Source organism: Microbulbifer mixtoriginis (SeqCode) (assembly GCF_052466695.1).
Map to the genome: position 1 here is coordinate 149,006 of NZ_CP174285.1, position 15,798 is coordinate 164,803.

General features: G+C 50.0%; 12 protein-coding genes. 11 read left to right on the forward strand and 1 reads right to left on the reverse strand.

The window, feature by feature from the left end; genetic code table 11:
* Positions 1 to 18 precede the first annotated feature (18 nt).
* Positions 19 to 2,784 carry a response regulator gene (locus tag ACJJI0_RS00670; RefSeq protein WP_444884227.1) on the reverse strand — a complete coding sequence of 922 codons (2,766 nt, stop codon included), beginning with the start codon at positions 2,782 to 2,784 and terminating at the stop codon, positions 19 to 21.
* Between the two features lie 288 nt (positions 2,785 to 3,072).
* Between ACJJI0_RS00670 and cysM the strand changes: the two genes are divergently transcribed.
* From cysM to ACJJI0_RS00725, 11 genes are all read left to right on the forward strand, one after another.
* Positions 3,073 to 3,963: a cysteine synthase CysM gene (cysM, locus tag ACJJI0_RS00675; protein ID WP_444884228.1), complete on the forward strand. Its 891-nt coding sequence runs from the start codon at positions 3,073 to 3,075 to the stop codon at positions 3,961 to 3,963.
* A gap of 675 nt (positions 3,964 to 4,638) precedes the next feature.
* Positions 4,639 to 6,885, forward strand: coding sequence for a GTP diphosphokinase (gene relA / locus ACJJI0_RS00680; protein ID WP_444884229.1), 2,247 nt, complete (start codon positions 4,639 to 4,641; stop codon positions 6,883 to 6,885).
* 9 nt (positions 6,886 to 6,894) lie between these two features.
* Entirely contained in the window at positions 6,895 to 7,722 is an 828-nt protein-coding gene (gene mazG / locus ACJJI0_RS00685) for a nucleoside triphosphate pyrophosphohydrolase (RefSeq protein WP_444884230.1), read from the forward strand.
* A 143-nt stretch (positions 7,723 to 7,865) separates the two neighbouring features.
* Positions 7,866 to 8,519 (forward strand): adenylate kinase, encoded by a 654-nt coding sequence (gene adk / locus ACJJI0_RS00690; RefSeq protein ID WP_444884231.1) that lies wholly within the window; start codon positions 7,866 to 7,868, stop codon positions 8,517 to 8,519.
* Between the two features lie 167 nt (positions 8,520 to 8,686).
* Positions 8,687 to 9,685, forward strand: coding sequence for a ferrochelatase (gene hemH / locus ACJJI0_RS00695; RefSeq protein ID WP_444884232.1), 999 nt, complete (start codon positions 8,687 to 8,689; stop codon positions 9,683 to 9,685).
* Positions 9,686 to 9,947: 262 nt separating this feature from the next.
* Positions 9,948 to 10,754, forward strand: coding sequence for a hypothetical protein (locus ACJJI0_RS00700; RefSeq protein ID WP_252082525.1), 807 nt, complete (start codon positions 9,948 to 9,950; stop codon positions 10,752 to 10,754).
* A gap of 165 nt (positions 10,755 to 10,919) precedes the next feature.
* Positions 10,920 to 11,618: a tRNA (adenosine(37)-N6)-threonylcarbamoyltransferase complex dimerization subunit type 1 TsaB gene (gene tsaB / locus ACJJI0_RS00705; protein WP_444884233.1), complete on the forward strand. Its 699-nt coding sequence runs from the start codon at positions 10,920 to 10,922 to the stop codon at positions 11,616 to 11,618.
* A 6-nt stretch (positions 11,619 to 11,624) separates the two neighbouring features.
* Entirely contained in the window at positions 11,625 to 12,422 is a 798-nt protein-coding gene (locus tag ACJJI0_RS00710; protein ID WP_444884234.1) for an undecaprenyl-diphosphate phosphatase, read from the forward strand.
* A gap of 5 nt (positions 12,423 to 12,427) precedes the next feature.
* Complete coding sequence (locus ACJJI0_RS00715; RefSeq protein WP_444884235.1) at positions 12,428 to 13,309, forward strand: NAD(P)-dependent oxidoreductase; 882 nt, start codon at positions 12,428 to 12,430, stop codon at positions 13,307 to 13,309.
* An 84-nt stretch (positions 13,310 to 13,393) separates the two neighbouring features.
* Positions 13,394 to 14,530: a tRNA-queuosine alpha-mannosyltransferase domain-containing protein gene (locus tag ACJJI0_RS00720; RefSeq protein WP_444884236.1), complete on the forward strand. Its 1,137-nt coding sequence runs from the start codon at positions 13,394 to 13,396 to the stop codon at positions 14,528 to 14,530.
* Between the two features lie 141 nt (positions 14,531 to 14,671).
* Entirely contained in the window at positions 14,672 to 15,430 is a 759-nt protein-coding gene (locus ACJJI0_RS00725) for a thiaminase II/PqqC family protein (RefSeq protein WP_444884237.1), read from the forward strand.
* Positions 15,431 to 15,798: the final 368 nt, after the last annotated feature.

Consider the following 15,798-nt stretch of genomic DNA (forward strand, 5'->3'; position numbering starts at 1 on the left):
GCCTTTATTTATTGCGAGTTAGGCAACCTCCAACCCAAACAGTGTGTCGAGATCCTGCTCGGAGGCCCATTCTCGCAGGGCGCGAATTTCCCTGAGTGCTCTATCCAATTTGCGGCGGTCGAGCTGGGGATTCTCCTGATTTTGCTGGATACGTAACTCCTCCTGTAACACACAAGTGGCCTCTCGTAGGCGTGATACGCCACAATAACAGCAGCCGCCGTGCATGCGGTGGGTCAACTCAAACATGCCTTTTATGTCGCCTAGACCCTGTAGTCGCTCCAGTTCCCGTTCATCGGTTATCAACCCATCCACCAGCATTTGCAGCATATCCCTGGCCAGTTTTGCATCGCCATTTGCCAGATTTAGACTCTCGCCGATATCCACCAGGCGCATCTGGTTTGGGCTCAACTTTTCTACCACTTGTGGAGTGATAATTTTGAGCCAGCGTTTAATCATATGGGACAACTGGGCTTCGCTCACTGGTTTGCTCAGGTAGTCGTCTAGCCCAGCGGACAGTAGCCTCGCCTTCTCCTCGGCTCCCACATGGGCAGTGAGTGCAATAATGGGCGTGCGGCGGCCGGTTTCTCGTTCGCGGATGCAGCGGGTAACTTCAATACCGTCCATACCGGGCATCTGGATATCCATAAAGACCAGGTCGAACGTGCTTTGCTGCCAATGTAGTAAGGCTTCCTCTCCACTGGCGGCGATCACCACTTCTACACCCTGGGCGCGCAGTAACTCGCCGACCAGGCGCCGGTTAGCGGCGTGATCATCCACGGCCAGGACACGCGGTGGCGCAGGCCAGGGGAGGGCGGGTACGGCACCATTACTGGGGCGAGGCTGGCTCTGTTGGGGGACGGCTCTTTTCAGTGCGCGAAGCAGGTTCTCGCGGGTTACCGGCTTGCCAAGGAAAGTTAAGGTGCGGGTGCGCAACTGCTCATAGCAGCGGCGCAGCTCTGCTGGGGCACCGAGTACGATTACCCGGCATTGATAGGCATCGACCAGGGACTGTACCTTCATGCTGAAGCTGTCAAAGTCTCCCTTGGCGATGGCGGTATCGATAATCACCGCATCTGGCAGCGCATCGTGCCGCCACATTTGTTCAATTGCTGGCTGCAGAGTATCGGTATCGGCAAGTTCAATGGGTTCAACCTGCCACTGTTTAAGCAGTTGAGCAACCTGGGAGCGGGTCAATTCGTTGGGGTCGGCAATCAGTATGCGGCAGTCTGGGAAAAGCACCCGTGGCGGGATGCCGCGGTTGCGTTCCGGTACCAGGGTCAGTTCCACCCAGCAGGTGCTGGCACCATTTGCAGCTACTTCCATACCCGTGCAACCGCGCATGCGCTCGACGAGGCTGCGAGCGATAGAGATTCCGAGCCCGTTGGCGCTGATCTGCTGCGAATGTTGTGGTGTTTTGGCGTTGAGAATTTGTTCCAGCTCGCGGCGACCGGGCTCATCAATGCGATTTCCCAGGTCGGTAACACTGATTCGCAATACCAGTTCAGAGTCCTTATTGCTCTGCACAATGAGGCGTACCGGGATATTACCATTCTCGGAACTGCGCACGGCGTTACCGAGCAGGTTGGTAAATATTTGCTTTGTACGCAGAGGGTCGCCCACCAGGGTGACAGGCAATTGTGGGTCAATCAGTGGCACCAGCTCCAGGTGATGCTCATAGGCATAAGGGGCAAGGATTTGCAGGGTCTCCTCAAGCAGCTGCCCCAGGTCCATAGGGATATGGTCGAGCACCAAATTGCCAGACTCGATTCGAGAAAAATCCAGGATATCGTTAATTGTGGTGAGCAGGTTTTCTGAGGAGCGCAGAATGGTTTGCAGGTAGTCCTGTTGTAGCTCATCGATCTCGGTTTTAAGCAATAAATTAGTAAACCCGATAATGCCGTTTAATGGTGTACGGATTTCATGGCTGGTATTGGCAAGGAAGGTCGACTTGATACGGCTCGCCTCCTGGGCCCTTTTGCGTGCCAGGTCCAATTCGATATTTTGCTCTTCCATGCTGTCGAGAGACTGGCGTAGATCGTCCATGCTCTGCAGCATGTTGGATTTATAGTCCCGCTGGTAATTGGCAAGACTTTCACCCATCTCGTTAATCTGATCGGCCAGTTGTGCGAGTTCGCGGTTCTCTATCTCGTGAATGCGGCGGTCAAACTCACCGCGCCCCATGGCTTGTAACACCTGTCCCATACGTACCAGGCTGTGAGCAAAACGCTCAGATAAAATCACCGACCAAGCTAGGGCGGCCAAGGTGCAAATAATTAAGCCCACCAAGCCCACGAGTAATACTTGGTAGGTGCCCACAAGAAAATAGGGCCGGTGTAGCTCGATACTAATCCAGCAGGTGGTGATGTCCCCCTTTAATGGCTGTAATACCTGTAGGGTTTCATCATCTTCAAAAATAAAAGCTTCGCGTTGATTGAGTTGGTGGTTTGTAAGCGGGGTGCGTGGTCGTGGGCCCACACTGGCCAGAAGTCCCAGCCCAGTGGATCTATCCAGTGAGATTTTTTTACTTTCCTCAGTGGAATAAATATGCACCGAGCGCACCATGTCCTTTTCCAACATCAGTGCCAGAAGGCTCTTGCGTAACCATTCCATACGCAGATCGAAAGGGTGGCCGCCACTCATTTCAATTAACTCGGCCAGTTGCTCGGCACTTGCCCGTCCGTGGCTGAGTAAGAGCTGACGGCGATCGTGCATTTGTTGCAGTGTGAACACCAGGGCCAGAGTCATGGCCAAAATCAGCGCTGGCGCAACCGTGAAGCGAAACATAGTTGAACGCAACGAGCGGAGCTCTGAAGGAGCCGGCATGGAAGGGTCGGTATTATTTGGGGCCATGAGAAATCAAGGGTCTTGTGCGATTATTTTTTCCCCATTTTACCCCTATGCGAGAGGAGGCGCACTCCTATACGGGCTGCTCTGGGTAAATGTTTTCTGCTTTGCGATTTTTTGATATTTGTAATAACTCGACTATATAGTCCACCAAAATAGTCGGTATTTAGCCCGAGAGGGAGCATCGGGTACACTGTGCGGCCGCAATATGTCTGGACTCAAGGTACTATGGATTACCCAACGATTGCTGACTGCGTAGGTAATACGCCACTGATCAAGCTGCAACGCCTCCCCGGTGATACCAGCAATACGATTTTGCTCAAGCTGGAAGGTAATAATCCGGCCGGTTCGGTAAAAGATCGCCCGGCTCTATCAATGATCAATCACGCCGAGGCAAGAGGGCAGATTAAACCAGGGGATACCTTGATAGAAGCTACCAGCGGCAATACGGGTATCGCACTGGCAATGGCAGCTGCCATTAAAGGTTATCGTATGATTCTGATTATGCCGGACAGTGCCACCGCAGAACGTAAGGCCTCTATGACAGCATACGGTGCCGAGCTGATTTTGGTCAGCGCGGAGGAGGGAATGGAAGGTGCTCGGGATCTGGCTCTTCAAATGCAGGCCGAAGGTCGTGGCCTTGTACTTAATCAGTTTGCCAATACGGATAATCCTCTGGCCCATTACGAGGGTACCGGGCCCGAAATTTGGCAGCAGACCGCTGGGGAAATTACTCACTTTGTCTCTTCTATGGGGACCACTGGTACCATAATGGGCTGCGGCCGCTTTCTGAAAGAGCAGAAGCCGGAGATTCAGATTGTGGGTCTGCAGCCAACCGATGGTTCCAGTATTCCCGGTATTCGCCGATGGCCACAGGCTTACCTACCAAAAATTTTTGTCCCAGAGGAAGTGGATCTCGTTATCGATATGGATCAGCGGGAAGCGGAGGAAATGACACGTAGGCTGGCGCGTGAAGAGGGCATCTTCTGTGGTGTTTCTTCCGGCGGAGCGGTTGCCGGAGCACTGCGCCTTTCCAGCCAAGTGGAGAATGCCATAATTGTGGCAATCATCTGTGACCGCGGTGATCGCTATTTATCCTCGGGATTGTTCAATCAGTAAGGCTGGGAAAAAAGGCACAGTCGGGTGTGCAGATATTTTGTTGCCCCCGACTTTAGTGTGAATTTTTATATGCTTGCCAATCTATCTGCGTATATTTGATATTTTCTCTCTCCGACTTTTATTTTTAGGTTTTTTTGACGCTCTGATTTTAAGCGTGTCCTCAGTTTAAGATTGTCAGTGCGTAGATTGTTTTATTAAAACAAAGACCATTAATTAGCTGTGGGCGGCAGGTGAGGGCTTAAAACTCTCTTTATGTGGCTAATGAATAGGCTTTCACTAAAAAGGCTGTAATAGAGGCTTATTTTCTCAGTTTTTCAGTGTCACCGCTGAGATGTTGAAAATGAGTGGGCCTCTTTGTAAAAGCCTTTCAGCCCGATAAGCTTTCCTTTGGTCGCATTCTCCTCGGTAAGAATCCTCGCTGCTCAATGTGATTGACCAATTGGTATTGTCGTTTGCAGTTTCCAGTATCAAGCCATATCCACTGGGGTGAGTTATCGCTAAATTTCACGCAGCTTGTTGAAAACATAAAGAAAATCGTGGACTTTAGTCTGACCAAACCTATGATAGAAGCGTCCCTAATTTGGGAAGTTATTCTTTTTGCTTGGTTTTGCCATCATGCAAGCCACTGAGCAATGCTAGTAAGCTTACAAATTCCTGTTTCGGCCCGGTTAAAACATGGTTCAAGTCAGAAAACATCATTCCTTTGGAGGTGAGAGAGAGCACGACCTGGAAGCTTGGTTGCGCCATGTGCAAAAACTGGCTGGGCTGGATGGGGCTGCCATAGTGACCTTGCGCCGTGCAGCAGAAGTAAGTGCTGAAGCTGAACAACAGGCTATTGCCGCGGAAAATATTTGGGCAGAGGGTGCCAGCAGTTTTGCCACCGGCCTTGAAATGGCGGAAATCCTGGCGGACTTGCAAATTGATTCTGAAGCACTGGTGGCTGCAGTGCTCTACCGAGCAGTACGAGAGAAGCGCCTCGCTCTTAAAAGCGTTGAAGAGGAGTTTGGGTCGGTTGTAGCCAAGCTTATTCGCGGGGTATTGCGCATGGCGGCGATTCGCAGTCGCAGTGCCGATACTGGTGAGGAAAGCAAAAGCGGTGCGATAGAGGAGCACTCTGAAAATATCCGCCGTATGTTGGTGGCGCTCGTTGATGATGTTCGCGTTGCGCTGATCAAACTTGCCGAGCGGACCTGTGCAATTCGTGCGGCCAAGAATGCTGAGCCCACTAAGCGCCAGCGAGTCGCTCGCGAGGTGGCCGATGTCTATGCACCACTGGCGCATCGCCTTGGCATAGGGCATATCAAGTGGGAGTTGGAGGACTTGTCCTTCCGTTACCTTGAGCCTGAAGACTACAAACAGATAGCGCGCCTTTTAGATGAAAAGCGGATGGCGCGACAAGAATATATCGATGAGGTGCTGGAGCTTCTTCGCTCAGAACTGGCGCGGGCGGATATAGAGGGTGATGTCTATGGCCGCGCAAAGCATATCTACAGTATTTGGCGCAAGATGCGCCGCAAGAATATCGGCTTTTCTCAGGTTTATGATATTCGTGCTGTACGCATACTGGTGCCTACCGTGCGGGATTGTTACGCGGTGCTGGGGATTGTACATAACCTCTGGCGCAATATTCCCAACGAGTTTGATGACTATATTGCCTCTCCGAAGGAGAATGGCTACCGCTCCCTGCACACTGCGGTGATCGGCCCCGAACGCAAGGTGCTGGAAGTGCAAATCCGTACTTTTGCCATGCACGAGGAGGCTGAATATGGGGTCTGTGCTCACTGGCGGTATAAGGGCACCGACCTGAAAACAGAGAGCCAAGATAGCTATGAGCAAAAGATCTCTTGGCTGCGGCAAGTGCTCGACTGGCATGAAGAGGTGGGTGGTAATCCCTTACAAGAAGATCTTCAGACCGGGGAAGGGGACTCCCGTATCTATGTTTTTACTCCCGATGGCCATGTAGTCGATTTGCCCCGCGGAGCCACACCGCTGGATTTCGCCTATAAAATCCACACCGAGATTGGTCATCGCTGTCGCGGCGCTAAGGTGGATGGCCGTATAGTGCCATTAAACCACGAACTGGAAACCGCCAATCAGGTGGAGATCCTCACCGGTAAACGTGAAGCCCCCAGTCGCGATTGGCTTTCGTCCGGTATGGGCTATATAACAACCTCGCGGGCGCGGGCCAAGATTATCCACTGGTTTAAGCAGCAGGCCCGAGATCAAAATATTGCCGATGGTCGCAGTATTTTAGATGGTGAGTTCAAACAGCTTGCTCTGAGTGATTTTAATTTTGAGCAGCTTGCCGCCAAGCTGAATATGCACTCGTTGGATGATCTCTATGCGGCAGTGGGAGCTGGGGATATCGGTGTGGGGCAGGTGCTGAACACCGCCCAGCGTATGGTAAAGGTCGACAATGCGGAGCGTGTGCCTTCACTTACTGCCCCGGTGGCCACGGGGGCGGGCAAAGCCGATGTTTATATCGAAGGGGTTGGCAATTTACTGACGCATATTGCGGGTTGTTGTAACCCTGTTCCCGGTGATGAAATTATGGGTTACATCACTCTTGGTCGCGGGGTATCGATACATCGTAAAGACTGCACGAATATGCTGCGTATGCAGGCAGAGGAGTCTGAGCGAGTACTAGAAGTTAATTGGGCGGCAAAACCGAGGGAGCTCTATGCGGTGGAAATCGTTATCGAAGCCTATGATCGCCTGGGGCTGTTGCGCGATGTCACCGCTATGCTCGATAGTCAGAAAATCAATATTACGGCGATGCAGACACACAGTAATAAGCATAAGCATACTGTAGAGATGGTACTTACCGCCGAGATTCATAATTTTGAAGAGTTGAGTTACGTGTTGCACCGCATTAATCGCCTGCCCAATGTCGCATCGGCGAAGCGGCGTATGCTGCGTTGAGGGGGACCCTTGCAAGACCAATACTCGGTGGAGGATTTACTCCACCTAATGTCCCAGTTGCGCAACCCAAACGGTGGTTGCCCCTGGGATCTGAAACAGACATTTTCCAGTATTGTTCCTTCAACGATTGAAGAGGCCTATGAAGTGGCCGAGGCAATTGAGCTTGAAGATTTCGAACATCTACATGAAGAGCTTGGGGACTTATTGTTCCAAGTGATCTTCTATTCCCAGCTCGGCCGTGAGCAGGGGCATTTCGACTTTTCCCGTATTGTGGACACCTTGGTACGCAAGTTGGTGCGACGCCATCCTCATGTATTCCCCAGCGGGGAGCTCTATGGCGAGAATGGCTCCTCTGCAATTGATGAAGCGCAAGTAAAGCAAAACTGGGAAGCCATTAAAGCTGAAGAGCGCAACGCAAAGGGTGAGAGTGGAGTCCTGGCTGGTGTTACCGCGGGCTTTCCCGCTTTGACGCGTGCGGCCAAATTGCAAAAGCGTGCCTCACAGGTGGGTTTTGATTGGCCAGATATTACCGGTGTGCTGGACAAAATAGAGGAAGAGGTAGCCGAATTACGCGAGGCTATTGCAACCGGTGATCGTGAGCATGCTGGGGAGGAACTCGGCGACTTGTTGTTTTCCTGTGTAAACGCGGCCAGGCATTTGAAAATTGATCCTGAGTCAGCACTGCGACAGTGTAATCGTAAGTTCGAGCGTCGTTTTGGCGCTGTTGAGGCAGCGCTCAGGACAGATGGACGTGGGCCAGAAGATGCCAGCCTGCAAGAGCTTGATCGACTCTGGGAGCGTGCGAAAGACATAGAAAGACAGGATTCAGACAGATAAGTAGCCGTATTGGCCGCAGTTTATTCTGCGGTAATGGCGGTACCACAGTCATAATCTTGCCCAATTTGGGGTGGACGTGTAAGGTAGCGCTCTTTTGGCGCGGCGGCTCTTAGTGCGTCGATAGTTTTGGAGGCTTACTGAACATGCGAATTATTCTCTTGGGGGCACCGGGGGCCGGTAAAGGCACTCAGGCACAATTCATAACAGAGAAGTTCGGCATTCCGCAGATCTCCACCGGCGATATGCTTCGCGCTGCGGTGAAAGCGGGCACACCTCTCGGCTTGCAGGCAAAAGACATTATGGAGGCCGGCAAGCTGGTTTCCGACGACCTGATTATTGCCCTGGTGAAAGAGCGCATCGCTGAGGCAGATTGTGCAAATGGATTCCTTTTCGATGGTTTCCCCCGCACTATTCCCCAAGCGCAAGCACTGCTGGATGCCGATGTGCATATCGATCATGTGCTGGAAATTGCTGTGGACGATGAAGAAATCGTCAAGCGCTTGTCTGGGCGTCGCGTGCACGAGGGTTCAGGCCGCGTCTATCACGTTGTGTACAACCCGCCCAAGAGCGAAGGTGTGGATGATGTGACTGGTGAGGCACTGGTACAGCGCAGTGATGATACCGAAGAGACCGTACGCAAGCGTTTGGCGGTTTATCACGAGCAGACAGCGCCGCTGGTTGGCTTCTACCGAGAGCTGGAAGTGCGCTCCCCTGAAGCAGCTCCGAAATACAGTAAAGTGATGGGAGTTGGCAGCATGGATGAGATCCGCGATAAGGTCATCGAAGCATTGAGCTGATCGCACTGAACATTGTTAAAAAAAGCCCCCGTTTGGGGGCTTTTTTGTATCTTCTCCGATGGTTTCCTTTTTAGTTTCGCAAGCGCTTACCTTGTAGTTGACTGACCAATCATTAAGATGGCCGGCAGGTTATTCCTGGCAAAATTGTATTTCAGACGGGTCTTTGTATGTCCACAGCGATAGTTTTGATGAATCTGGGTACCCCTGCGCAGCCCACGCCGTCCGCCGTAAGAGATTTCTTGCGAGACTTTCTCTCCGACCCCAGGGTAGTGGAAATACCCCGACCACTGTGGCTTACAATACTAAACGGTTTGATATTACCTTTTCGCCCCAAGAGAATTGCTCCGGCTTATGCGGAAATCTGGAATTGCAGCGCGGACGATGCGCAAGTTGAAGGTTCACCACTTCTCTACTATACCCGCCATCAAGCGCAGCTACTGCAAAAGCATTTAAAGGATAAAGGGCGGGATATCGCGGTAGAGTATGCCATGACTTACGGTGAACCGCGCCTCGATAAAGTTATTGAAAGCTTGCGATCAAAAGGCTATGAGTCCTTTGTTGTTTTCCCTTTATATCCGCAGTATTCGGCTACCACTACTGCTGCAATATATGATCAAGTGGCGCAAATTTTCCGAAAGAGTCGTGATATTCCGGATATTTCCCTGGTTCGTGATTATTACCACAACCCTCTATATATTAAATCTCTCGCCAACTCTGTCAGGGAACACTGGCAGAAACACGGCCAGGCTGAAAAATTAATGCTTTCTTTTCACGGTATCCCCAAAGCAAATGTTGATAAAGGGGACCCCTATTTACGCCATTGTCAGGAAACCGCGAGGCTGCTTGCGGAAGAATTACAAATTTCCCCGGAGCGTTGGCAAGTTACTTTTCAGTCACGCTTTGGTAAGGCTGAGTGGTTGCAACCTTATACCGATAAAACTCTGATTGAATGGGGCAAAGGCGGTATCAAGAGTGTTGATGTGATTTGCCCAGCATTTTCGGCCGATTGTTTAGAGACATTGGAAGAAATTTCGGTAGAGAATCGCGCTAATTTTATCGAAGCGGGTGGAAGTGAATACCATTATATTCCCGCGCTAAATTTACGTGCGGATCATATCGAAGCTCTTGCTGCGGTTGTTGAAGATAAGTTGCCAGGCCCAAAATAATTTTTACTTTTAGGTGTTTTGCCTCTTCAAAAGGCAATTTGTTAAGGAAAAGAGACTTATTTGCTGAAAAATTTCTCATTTTTCGCTTTTTTACTTGCAATGCCGTGTATTTTTATTAACTTTGATAAAGTTGTATTGAAATAGGCAGCGCACCGCTCTGTATAAGCAATAAAATAACCCCCGGGTTTTATTCGATAGCTAACAGGCCGCGTTGCCAGCACACTTTTGGAAGTACTTCTTCTTTTTAATGAGGAGACAAGGGATGGCAAGAGTAGTAAAAAAGAGTACACGTGCTAAAAAGGCAACTACATCGACCAAAGCGTCGCCGGTAGTCGTAAAAGCACAGAAAGCCGTGGATGCAGCAAGTAAGTCGCTGGATGCACAAATGGATCGTGTGGCAAAGGCAAAAGCGCGGGCACAAAAAAGTAGTACGGCAGCGGCCAAGGCTTCCTTGACCAGCGCCAATGGTAAAGCAAAAGATTTACGCGCCAAGCTGGCGATGGCAAAAATGGAGCTTGCCAAGGCCAAGACCATGGATGCCGTGCGTCATGCAGAAGAAGCGGCTAAGGAGAAGGTGGCCACCCTTTCTGAAAGCCTTTCTGCCAAGGCAGATAAAGACCTGGCGGCGGCATTGAAGGCGTTCGAAGCGCGCTGGATGAAGTCTCGTGTTAAGGCTCATGCCAAGAAGATCAAAGCCGCCGAGAAAAAAGCTGAGGCTAAGATAAAAGCTGCAGCAAAGAAGGCTGCGACAAAAGCCAAGGAGCTAGAGAAGAAAGCAGCTGCGAAGCTAAAAGCTGATGCTCAAAAAGCTAAAAAGGCGGCGACTAAAAAGACTACTGCGGCCAAGAAAGTAGGCCGCCCCAAAAAGGCTGCTTCTGAAACTAAAGCCACCAAGCGTGTAGGGCGCCCCAAGAAGGCCACCTCCGCAGCAAAGCCAGCGAAAAGAGTAGGGCGTCCGAAGAAGTCTGCTAGCAAAGCGGAGGCGGCCAAGAAAACGCCAACTCGTCGAGGGCGCCCACCTAAGGCCGGTACCGCTCGCCGTGGTCGACCACCCAAGAGTGCGGCTTAATTAAACCTCCTCTAGTTCACAGCATGCCTTAGTGGCATGGCTCACTCTTCATCAACCCCGGTTAATACCGGGGTTTTCTCTTTCCTCAATATCGCTAATCTACATGACTAGACCTTGTGACCGTGCCACAATTCACTCCCTTCGATAACCCGGTTTGAAATAGTTGTGAAGATTCTTGCCCTGGATACCACGTCTGGTGCCTGCTCAGTGGCACTTTATAGTAATGGCCAGATTACCGAACGCTTTGTGCAAGCAGAGCGAGACCATACACGGCGCCTGCTACCAATGGTGGATGAGGTATTGGCTGAGGCCCAGTTGAGCCTTCCCGACCTGGATGCCCTTGCTGTAAGCAGGGGGCCCGGCTCATTTACGGGTCTGCGTATCGCTATCAGTTGTGTACAGGGGCTGGCCTTTTCCGCCGATAAGCCAGTAGTGCCGGTTTCCAGCCTTGCCGCTTTGGCCTTGGGGGCCAGAAGGGCGCACCCGCAGTGGGGAGGAGATCCTATTGTCGCTATGCTCGACGCTCGTATGCAGCAGGTGTACTGGGGTATTTACGGCACCGAGATGCCTAATGACAGCTTGATACCTGAGGCAGTACAGAATCCAGAGCAGGTTCTACTGTCATTGAGTGAGGCCAAGCTGACAAACACATATTACGGTGCCGGTCCCGGTTGGCACTATGAGGCATTAGGCAAGGCTCGAGCGGCAGAGCTGGATCTGAATGCCTTAATCCATGCACGGGATATTGCTGAGCTAGCGGTTCCTCTCTATCGAGCTGGTGCAATGGTATCTGCTGAAGCTTTGGAGCCCGTTTATCTTCGCAATGAAGTTACCTGGCAAAAACGTCAAAAAATTCGATCCTGATAATTCATGGAAATATTTCAGATTGTTGTACTGGCCCTGATCCAGGGCTTGACTGAATTTCTCCCTATTTCAAGCTCGGCACACCTGATCTTGCCTGCAGAAGTTTTAGGGTGGCAGGATCAAGGGCTTGCTTTCGATGTGGCTGTACATTTTGGCTCACTGATCGCGGTAGTCACCTATTTTCGAAAAGATATTTGGCTACTCCTGCGTGATGGTTTAGGGGGGCTTAAATCGAGGCAATTTAGCGATGAAGGACGTTTGGCTTGGCTGATTGTGCTGGCTACGATTCCTGTCGGTTTGGTAGGATTAATTTTTAAAGGCTATATAGAAACGCATTTACGCTCAGCAGCAGTTATAGCTGCCACCACCATCGGTTTTGGTCTGTTGCTTTGGTGGGCTGATGTGCGTGGTGCCAGGGTGCAAACCCTAGCGCAACTTAACTGGAAAAAAGCACTAGTTATTGGTGGTGCGCAAGTATTGGCGCTTATTCCAGGTACTTCCCGCTCGGGTATTACCATGACCGCAGGGCTGATGCTCGGCATGAAGCGCGAAGCTGCTGCGCGCTTCTCTTTCTTGTTATCCATACCGGCGATAGCCCTGCCGGCCATGTTACTGACCTATGATTTACTCGCCCTAGAGTCGGTACCCTGGGGGGATATTTTATTGGGTACTTTGCTTTCTTTTATTAGTGCCTATCTATGTATTCATTTTTTCCTGCAATTTATTAGTCGCATCGGCATGGCGCCATTTGCGATTTACCGCCTGATTTTAGGGGCGGCTCTTATTTGGATGATATGGGGGTAATCAATATGGCAACGGTAGCGTTTATTGGCTTGGGAGTAATGGGTTACCCAATGGCGGGTTACCTGGCAAAAGCGGGTCACTCAGTGCGGGTATATAACCGCACCGCCAGCCGTGCAGAAAAATGGCTGGGCGAGTATGAGGGGGAGAGCTTCGAAACACCCGCTGAGGCCGCAAAAGGTGCAGACGTGGTGTTTGCCTGTGTGGGTAATGATAACGATTTGCGCCAGGTGGTTGCTGGAGAGCAGGGCGCCTTCGCCACTATGGAAAAGGGCACCCTGTTCGTCGATCATACTACTGCCTCGGCAGATGTCGCGCGTGAACTGGCAGCAAATGGCAAAGAGAAAGGTATCGGATTTCTCGATGCCCCAGTATCTGGTGGCCAGGCCGGTGCGGAAAATGGGGTTCTCACCGTAATGGTTGGTGGTGAAGAGACAGATTTTGAACGTGTAAAGCCGTTGATAGACACTTTTGCCCGTGCTGTTACCTTATTGGGCCCGGTGGGCAGTGGCCAGCTTTGTAAAATGGTCAACCAAATCTGCATTGCCGGTGTGGTGCAGGGGCTGGCAGAGGGGCTGCATTTTGCTAAAGCGGCAGGGCTGGATGGCGAACAGGTCGTGGATGTAATTTCCAAGGGCGCGGCACAAAGCTGGCAGATGGAAAACCGCTCAAAAACAATGCTGGCCGGTGAATATGATCACGGCTTTGCCGTGGACTGGATGCGGAAGGATTTGGCCATCGTTTTACAGGAAGCCCAGCATAATGGCGCCCTGTTACCGGTGACGGCACTGGTGGATCAATTTTATAGTGAGGTGCAGGCGATCGGCGGTTCTCGCTGGGATACCTCTAGTCTGTTTGCTCGCCTGATGAATGTGCGCTCTTTCGACTGACTTTACCTCCTCTCAAGCCTATAACGGAGCTGGATACTTCTGTTTCCAGCTCTGTATTTCCGTTCCTTGTTGTTTTAGATTCCCATGAAAGTTTTATTGCTCTCGGCCTATGATGCCGACAGTCACAAGCGTTGGCGTAAAGGCCTGGTTGCTGCCTTCCCCGGGTGGCAGTGGACAGTCTTGACACTGCCCCCGCGCTATTTCAGCTGGCGTATACGTGGCAACAGCCTTTCTTGGGCCAGGGGGGAGACGGCACAAATACTAAAGCAACAGTGGGACCTAATTATTGCCACGTCTATGACCGATCTCAGTGCGTTGCGCGGCTTAGTGCCCGAGATAGTGGGGGTGCCCACGGTGGTCTACTTTCACGAGAATCAGTTTGCCTATCCTGTCAGTTCAGGTGCGTTCCAGTCTATAGAGCCACAGCTCCTCAATATCTATACCGCGCTAGCCGGTGACCTGTTGCTGTTTAATTCGGAATACAACCGCCGCACCCTGATTGAAGGCGCAGCCAAGCTTTTAAAGCGCTTCCCGGACCATGTGCCGGTGGGAATTTGTGAAGAAATTACAAGTAAGTCGAAGGTGCTGCCAGTACCACTAGAGGATGCACTCTTTACTCAAGAGTACACACAAGCTGATTTTTGCTGGGGTCACCGCTGGGGGCAGGGTTATCAGGGAGAAGTAAGCGAGGATACGCTAATCATCAGTTGGGCCGCCCGCTGGGAATATGACAAAGGCGCTGACCGCCTGCTGCAAATTCTTCGGGGCCTAAAAGAGAAAAAGGTAAAATTCTTACTCAACCTGATGGGTCAATCCTTTCGTAATAGCCCAAAAGAGTTTGAGCAGATACAACAGGAGTTTAGTGAGAATCTGCTGGTGATGGGGTACGTGGAGAGTGAATCTCTATACCGACAAACCTTGCATAACAGCCATGTATTTCTATCTACCGCTTATCATGAATTTCAGGGGTTAGCGGTAATGGAGGCCGTCGTAGCAGGTTGTACGCCATTAGTGCCTGATGAACAGTGCTACCCGGAGTTTTATCCTGAGTGGTTTCGTTATTCTGAGATTGAGGATGCGATTTGCAAGCTAAAAAATTTGGCCGCGATTGCCAATTTTGGTACAAGCAGGCAGGTCGATTTAACAAGGTTATCTTGGGGGAGGATTAAGAACGAGTATTATCATTCGCTTTCTGAAGAAAGACTTTACATAGATAAATGAGAAATCAATCTTCAATATATGGTTGTAGATATTTGAGATAGACATTATAGCTTTCAAGTAGCGTGATTATCTCGGCGCAATCTGCGCTAATTACTGATTGAGATGCTATGCTTATCGCTTTAGGTTTTGGAGCGCTATAAGGTGACTTCAGGTTTTTTTATCAGGTTAGGATTTTTTTTTATATTCGCAGTAATAGTTGTGGCGAATTCTGTTGCGGAAACTATTGAGGAGAAACGAAGTAGGGCTGAGAAATTAATCCAACGGATTGAAAATAAATATCTTAGTAATGAAGTTCCTGCCATTCTCCAAAAACTGGAAAAGAATGAGTTGTCAATGTCAGTTATAAACGCTTTTGCACTGGAGCAGCGTTTGATTATTCAATCTGACCTTCGCAATAACGCACTCTCATTGCATCGATTCGGTGATTCTTCAAGTAAGGTGAGTAACAAATTTTTTTATCGTTTAGTTGTTAATGAGATGTCAGCCAGTGAGCAATTACCGGCTCTAATTCAGGCGCTTAATGTCTCGGAAAGTCAAATTGCCAGGTATCGTCCACTAGCTGGAGCACAGGCGTATCCAGCTTATACAACATGGCTGGCAAATTATGCGCAACCTGCAGAGATTGCGGCAGCTCTTTTAATCAACTTTCAAAGTTTTGGTAAAAATGTCGGCCGTATGGCAAAAGCACTTAAACAACATAAGGGATTGTCTGATAGTCAGTTGGAGTTCTTAATCAATTTTAGCACTTTACCTTCTGATTTTAGAGAGCAGGCTATAGCTATAGTGGCACAAGGCTTAGCTTCCGGAGTAAGTGAGTCGGATATTGAAACTCGCGTAAGGCTTATTCAAGCCTATGAGAGTAATTTTTGGAGTGCACTTTCAAGTATTGATAGGAAGTAAATTTATAAGATGTAATGTTGTTGCACGTTGATCTTTACTAATCTTTAATTTGTAGCGCCAATGCTTGGCGGTTAGTCGATTATTCATATTAAATAAATTACATTACCTTTATAGATGCTTTACCCTCATGGGGTGGTATTTATATGCTGATGCATTGTCTTGAAATGAGTTGTTCCAGTAATAAAATCAGTTGATTCAATATGCTCCGCCCCACTTTTTTGGCGCAATAATCACCTTTAGGTTTGTTTCTGGACCTTGTCTATATTTATTCCTATGCTTAATGATTGGTATATGTAGAGATAATAAGGAAGGTTGAGCTATCGAGTTTGGCTTTATTGCTAAGGTAGCTTGCTTTGTCATACAACACT